The following is a 1,136-nucleotide window of genomic DNA, read 5'->3' on the forward strand; positions in this document are numbered from 1 at the left end:
TACTGAGGGTGGGGTGGGAACCCCTCCTTTGATCCAAAAGAGCTGCCCCAGATAATCTGTCACAGGATTGATCACGAAATCAGGAAGACAGATGATCGGACCTCATGGGTTATGGTCCCCCCTGATATAGCCGTATTTTGTTCCTGCAGAACTTTTTCAGACTCAAACCATTGGTACCGGCATCTTCGCTGCTTCGAGTTTCTCCTCGATTTCCCGGATCGTGGAAAGTTTCGCTTTCGTGGATGGCCCAGCTGGCACGGCCTTGCAGCCGGAAGCTTTTGATATGGACTCATTGAATGTCCCGATCTCGCGTGCGATCCGGATTGCATCCTCCTTGTCGAACCCGATCAGGGGCCGGTGGATGGGGACCTCTGATGCGGCATCGGTCAGGACGACCAGATTGTCAAGGGTCTGGCTTGCCACCTGCCCGAGCGATTCTCCCGTGACAATTCCTTTCGCCCCGTTCTGTATTGCATAGGCTGTCGCTACGCGGTACATCCGGCGCTTGCAGAAGATACAGGTATATTTCTCGGTATGTTGTGCCACCAGTTCCTTCTTTGCTTCCGTCAAGTAGGAGTCGCGGATCACGGCTAATCGGATCCCCGGCTGGTACCGTGCCAGCTCCTGGACAACCCGCTCAGCTCGTGCGATCGTTGTCTCGTCCAGGAAGGTATCGAGTGCAACGAAGAGGGGGAGGATCCGGCAGCCCCGCTTCATCATCATCCATGCTGCAACGGGAGAATCAATCCCGCCGGAGACCAGCGCCACGAGCGTGCCTTCGACCCCAAGCGGAAGCCCCCCGACCCCTTTCGTTACGGTATCGTAGAGATAGGCCTGGTCGGTACGGATCTCGACATGGATCTCCTTGTCTGGATTTGCGAGGTTCACCCGGAGGTGAGGGAATTCGTTCCGGAGAAGGTTGCCGTACTCGATTGCCTTGTCATTGGACGTGAACGTGTGCTTCCCGACCCGCTTCATCTTTATGGCAAATGTCTTTGCCCTCTCAATCCCGTGGCGGCGACAATAATCGGGGAGGAATGCTTCGATCTCATCTAGCCGGATGTGTTCGACCTCCGAGAACGATACGATCCCGACTGTCTTCTGACAAAGATTGGGTCCCACGTCCCCGTCCACCA

Annotated in this window: 1 protein-coding gene; it reads right to left on the reverse strand. The window is 55.8% G+C overall.

What is annotated here, in order from left to right:
• Positions 1-162: 162 nt before the first annotated feature.
• Positions 163-1,136 (reverse strand): tRNA uracil 4-sulfurtransferase ThiI (thiI, locus tag CW742_RS14355; RefSeq protein WP_292421551.1); only part of this gene is annotated, 974 nt, incomplete at its 5' end.

It is taken from the genome of Methanoregula sp. (assembly GCF_002835825.1).
Taxonomy (GTDB): Archaea; Halobacteriota; Methanomicrobia; order Methanomicrobiales; family Methanospirillaceae; genus Methanoregula.